General features: G+C 71.9%; 4 protein-coding genes and 1 pseudogene. 3 read left to right on the forward strand and 2 right to left on the reverse strand.

All coding sequences use genetic code 11. The annotated features are described in order from the left end of the window. Positions 1–638 (forward strand): annotated as a pseudogene (locus tag P1P70_RS39440) (AMP-binding protein); the annotation flags it as partial. An 89-nt stretch (positions 639–727) separates the two neighbouring features. Here P1P70_RS39440 and P1P70_RS39445 read toward each other — a convergent pair. Then, entirely contained in the window at positions 728–1,210 is a 483-nt protein-coding gene (locus P1P70_RS39445; RefSeq protein ID WP_319246465.1) for a hypothetical protein, read from the reverse strand. A 166-nt stretch (positions 1,211–1,376) separates the two neighbouring features. Here P1P70_RS39445 and P1P70_RS39450 point away from each other — a divergent pair, with 166 nt between their 5' ends. After that, positions 1,377–1,868, forward strand: coding sequence for a hypothetical protein (locus P1P70_RS39450; RefSeq protein ID WP_319246468.1), 492 nt, complete (start codon positions 1,377–1,379; stop codon positions 1,866–1,868). Between the two features lie 463 nt (positions 1,869–2,331). Further along, the gene (locus P1P70_RS39455) at positions 2,332–2,841 is read left to right on the forward strand and encodes an inclusion body family protein (protein ID WP_319246471.1); all 510 of its coding nucleotides are present in this window, start codon (positions 2,332–2,334) and stop codon (positions 2,839–2,841) included. A 45-nt stretch (positions 2,842–2,886) separates the two neighbouring features. Here P1P70_RS39455 and P1P70_RS39460 read toward each other — a convergent pair. Next, the coding region (locus P1P70_RS39460; RefSeq protein WP_319246473.1) for a helix-turn-helix transcriptional regulator at positions 2,887–5,670 on the reverse strand (2,784 nt) is incomplete at its 5' end.

Raw genomic sequence — 5,670 nt, forward strand, 5'->3', positions numbered from 1 at the left:
CTGCGGGTCCCAGTAGCCGCGGAAGATCTGGCCGCCCCCTCCCCGGCACCCGGGTCCGGATAGCCGCCGACGGAGAGATCCTCCTGCACGGCGGCCAGATCTTCCGCGGCTACTGGGACCCGCAGGCCGGCGGTGTCGTCCCCGCTGGTCCCGACGGCTGGTTCGCGACCGGGGACATCGGCCACCTGGACGACGAGGGCTACCTGACGATCACCGGGCGCAAGAAGGAGATCCTCGTCACCGACAGCGGCAAGAACGTGGCCCCGGCGCCGCTGGAGAACTGGCTCCGCTCGCACCCCCTGATCGCCCACGCCATGGTCATCGGCGACCGCCGCCCGTACGTCACCGCGCTGCTGACCCTGGACCCCGAGGGCATCACCCACTGGACCCAGATGAACGCCAAGCAGGCCACGCCCCTCGACCGCCTGGCCGAGGACCCGGATCTGCGAGCCGTCCTGCAACGCGCGGTGGACGAGGCCAACCGCCTGGTCTCCCGCCCCGAGTCCATCCGCCGCTTCACGGTCGTCCCCGACGGTTTCAGCGAGGAGGCGGGCCACCTCACACCCTCGATGAAGCTACGGCGGGAGGCCGTGGAGAGGTCCTTCGCGACCGAGATCGAGGGCCTGTACGAGAAGTAGGCCTGTACGAGAAGTAGGCCTGCCGGCCGGCGGCGCACCGGCCCTACTTCCCGGGGCGCACCGGTCCTACTTCCCGGGGCGCACCGGTCCTACTTCCCGGCGGCCGGGTCGCCCTCTCCCAGCGCGACCCACCAGTGCCCGTCGTCCTTGACCAGCACCAACTCCTGCTCCTGGCCGGTCCTGTCGTACGTCAGCCGGACGGGATTGAAGTAGTCGACGACCCCCTCCAGCACGGTGACGTCGACATGCCCGCGCGCGCCCTCACCGAACTCCCGCACCTGCTCGTAGGCGGCACCCCGGGTCCCGTCGTACGCGGGCCCGGCCAGCTCCATCAACCCTTCCACGTCACCGGCCTCCAACCGCTGGACGTAGACCCGCACGAGAGTGTCGACGTCCTCGGCGGTCTCCTGCACATCGGGATACCGGGACTTCTCGGCTCGTACGCTCACATCGACCGAAGGCGAGTCGGCGAGCGCGTACGGCGCCCGGAACCAGCCCCACCACACGGCACCCGCCGCCCCGAGCACCAGAGCCAACCCACCGCACCACACCAGCGCGCCGCGCTTACCCATCGATCCCACCCCGTTCCGACCGCACAGACCGGTGACCGCATCGGCCGGTCCCTCTCTGCAGAGAGTCGTCCCAGCCGGATCCGGTTGTACGCAACGACGTACTTTCCCACCTCGACAGCCCGCCTCCCCGCCCTCCCGCACAGCCGAGTCGGTACTGTCCGGTCGCATGATCCGAAGACGCGTGGCCGATCTGGTCTCCTCACGGTGGGGCAGGCTCTACACCGCCTGCACACTCCTGGCCGTCGTCCTGGGGGGCTGGTCCGTCGTGCGGACCTTCGCCTCACCGGGACGGGACGGCGACCCCACCCGCCACCTTTTCTCCGCCGCCATGACCATGTGCTTCATCGGCCTGCTGTTCCTCGGCCTCCACGAGCGGCACCTGAGGGCGCGTCGGGGAGAGGCGGCACCCCTGGATGTGCGACGGGTGGCGGCCGACCTCCGTTCCCTGCCCACCTCGGCCAACGGGAAGGTCGCCCTGGCCTTCGCCGGCCTCGGGGTGGCCGGGTGGGCGTACGCATGGGTGGGCGTGCGGTGGCTCGGCTGGGACATGCCGGGGGTGCCGGACGCCGGCGACGGAGGGCTGGTCGTCCGGGCCGGGACGCTCAGCTGTGCGATCGCCGGGATCTTCGCGGTGACGCACTTCAGGGAACGCCGCTGAGCCGGCGCCCTCGACGCCCCCGGATTCACCTCCCCGCGGTCATTACCGGAACTCCGCTGTTTTGGCGTGACGCCGCCGGGGCGAGCCGTATCGAAAAGGCCATCAGGGAAAAGGCCGGGCGGAACCGTAGGGAGGGAGTCCTCAGGACGTCCGCATTCCGTGCGTGCATTATCTGCCTCGGCTTCTTCTCCGCTCCCCTCCGTCACTGGGGGAACTCCGGCCCCGGCAAGGAAATGCGGGCAAGCCGAAATTCCGTCAAGAAATGCCACCGGCACTTTCAGGTCTTTACTCGTGAGGGCGGCGACGAAATCGTTTCTGCATATCTACGATTTCGAACCATGCCCCGCACCCCACGGGCTCAGGGACGCCGCCGGCCCAGACCTACGGCGACGGCGGCCCCGGCTTCCGGGAGCCCGACCGACGGGGCGACTCCGGCACTCCCGAGATCCGAAAGGAACAGGAAATGCCTGATCTCAACGTCCTGATCGCGTTCGACGCGGCCACGATCGTCGAGCGGTATCCCAACGCGTCGAGGAACCCCGACGCGCCGACGTACGCCGACGAGAGCCTCATCTACATGACGACGCGCCACGACCACATCGTCGGTACGTCGGGGGCCGAACTGAACCTCCGCGCCGAACCCGGGGACACCATCAGGTGGCGGGAGACGACCCTGTCGCTCGGCAGCGACTACAAGGCGTTACTGTACAAATACGTGAGCAGTGACACCGGCCACCAGCTCATCCGGACACCGGAGATCGAGGTGATCGACGGCGTCTATCCGCTCCCGAGGGAAGGCTCCGAGGGCAGGCCGGAATTCGTGACGCAGAACTACCAGGACCACTACTGGCGGACGACCGTCAAAAGGGTCGGCAAGGTCGTCTACCACTTCTCCTTCCAGATCCTGGACCGCCACCGCCAGTTGAAGGGCTACTTCCAGTGGGACCCCTTCATCACGATCGAGAACCCCTGACGGCGGCGTCCGGCAGCACCACGGCCGCTCACGCGCGTATCCGCCTCAATCCACCAGGTCGGCCGCCGTGAGCAACCGTGTCAGGTCCGTGCGGGAACGGACGTGCAGCTTCCGGTAGATGCGGGTGAGATGTGCCTCGACCGTCTTCCGGGAGACGAACAACGAGGCAGCCGCCTCCGTGTTGTTGAGGCCGCGGGCGATCGCCCGTGACACCTGGAACTCCTGCGGGGTCAGCTGGTTCAGAGCGCCGCCCATGCCGCTGCCGGCGGACCGGGCGGCGCTCAGGACACCCCCCGCCGCCGCGAGTTCACCGGCGGCCCGCCGGGCCCACGGCACCGCGCCCAGCCGTTCGAAGCAGGCCAGGGCGGAGGCCAGCGGGGCGCGCGCGGCCCCCGGGCGACGGTGGCGCCGCAGGACCTCCGCCTCGCACAGCAGGGTCCGCGCCCAGTCGAAGGGGCCCGTCGTCCGCTGATGGGCCTTGAGCGCCGCGCCGAAGTACGCCTCCGCCTCCTCCGGCGTTCCCGCGAGCAGCCCCCGGACCCGGGCGGCCGCCGCCTCCGCCGACGCCAGGCCCGTCTCCCGGGCCCGTTCCTCCAGCCAGGACACGACCTCCGCGGCGCGCGTCGCGTTCCCCGCCCGTACGTGCGCCTCCGCCAGATCCGCCGCGAAGGGCACCACCTCGGGGTTCCCGATGCCCTGCTCGATGGCCAGTGACAACGTTTGCTCCAGCTGGTCGACGGCCGCGTCGTGGTCGCCGTGGGCCAGGGCCGACAGCCCGAGCACCGCCGTCATGTGGAACTCCTGGCAGCCGATGCCGTACGCCCCGCACTCCCGCCGCGCCCGCGCCACATGCTCCTCGCACTCGACCCGTTCCCCGCGCAGGGCTTCGAGCCGGGCGAGGCAGTACAGCGTGTAGCTCACGCACGTCAGCTGGCCCAGTTCCTCCGCCCAGCGCAGCGACTCCGTCAAGTCGCCCCGCGCGGACGCCCATTGGCCGATACGGGTCTCCAGTTCCCCCCGTACGGCGAGGGTGAAGCCCAGCACGCCCACCGCGCTGTGCCGCCTGGCCGACTCCACGGCCGTGTTGAGCAGCCGGCGCCCCCGGACGAACTCCTCCGCCCGGCTCCACGCCTGCCCGGCGATCGCGTACACCTGCTGGTCACGGACGGGGTCCCCGCCGCCGTGCCGGTCGGCGGCCTCCAGCATCTCGCGGCCCCGCGCCGTACGGCCGGACATGATCAGGGCCCCGCCCAGCATCGACAGGCTGTACCAGCGCTCGGGGCCGGACTCGGAGGCGAGGACGAGGGACTCCTCGGCGACGCGGACCGCCGCCGGGACGTGCCCGTCCAGACGCGCGGCGGCGGTCGCCTCCGCCAGCAGCAGACACGCCCGGGTGCGGTCCGAGCCGCGTACGGCGTCGGCGGCGTTCATGAGCAGGCCGTACGCCTGCGCCGTCTCGCCCTTCCAGGTGTACATACGGCCCAACAGGCCCTGGATGGCGGCGCGTACGGCCGGATCGGGGGTGATCCGCAGCGCCTCCTCGCACCACTGCGGGCCCGCCGGCGAGCCGCTGAGCAGGGCGTCGGACGCGGCGTGGTGCAGGCGGTCGGCGCGGGGCGCGGGGTCGGGGGTCAGCTCGGCGGCGCGCCGCCAGGCCAGCGCCGACTCGCCGAAGGCGCTGCGCCGACGGGCCTCCCGCGCGGCGTCGGCGAGCGCCGCCGCGGCCTCCTCGTCGGGGCCGGGCGTCGCCGACGCCCGGTACCAGGCGTGCAGCGAGCCGGTGCTCACCTCGGCCAGCGCCTGGAACGCGGCGTACCGGTGCGCGAGGGGGGCCCGGCCCAGCACCAGCGCGCGCAGCACCGGATGGTGGAAGTCCAGCCCGTCCGCGGTGGCCGTGATCAGGCCGTCCTCCTCGGCGGGGGAGAGCGCGTCGAGGGAGAGCCCGGCCGCCTCCAGTGCCTTGCGCAATGGGCCCGCCGCCGTCGAACGACTGGCGGCCAGGACGACCAGGGCCCGGCGGGCGGGGTCCGGCAGACCGTCGATCCGGGCCGCCCAGGCGCGCTCCAGATGACTGCCCAGGGAGGGCGGATCGAGCAACGGCCGCTCCCCGCGTGCCTGTTCGTCCGTCAGCGCGCCCGCGATCTCCCGCAGGGCGAGCGGATTGCCACCGCTGACACGTACGAGGTCGGCGAGGACGTTGGGCGTCACGCGACCCTCCAGCAACGCGGCGCACTCCTCCGGCGCCAGCCCGCCCACCTGCACGGTGGGGATGCTGCGACGCGGCCCCGACTCGCCGTGGTCCTCGCGGGAGCCGAGGGCGAGAGCGACGCGTTCACTGGAGAGCCGGCGGGCGACGAAGAGAAGGACGCGCTGGGAGGAGGGATCCACCCAGTGCAGGTCGTCGACGAGGACGATCACCGGGCGCTCGTCGCCGAGCGCCGCGAGCACGTTGAGGGCGCCCATACAGGCGGCGTAGGGATTGCCCGGTGGGTCCGCCGGGTCGCCGCTGAGGGCCAGGCAGGACTCCAGGGCCGAGCGCTGGGCGCCGGGGAGTTCCCTGAAAAGGGATGAATGGGGCATCAGCAGGTCGCCGAGGGTGGCGAAGGGAAGCACGGTCTCGGTCTCGATGCCCCGGGCGCGCAGGACCGTGGCCGGGGTCGCGCCGGAGCCACCGGCCGCCGCGCGCTCCGCCGCGTAGTCGAGGAGGGCGGTCTTCCCGATACCGGGTTCGCCCCACAACAGCAGTGCCGCCCCGCCCGCCCCACCCGCCACGAGCAGATCGTCCATCAGCCGGCGTTCCCGCTCCCGACCGACGAGTCCCCGTAACAA

The sequence above is a fragment of the Streptomyces sp. MB09-02B genome (assembly GCF_033794485.1).
In the GTDB taxonomy this organism is placed as follows: Bacteria; Actinomycetota; Actinomycetes; order Streptomycetales; family Streptomycetaceae; genus Streptomyces.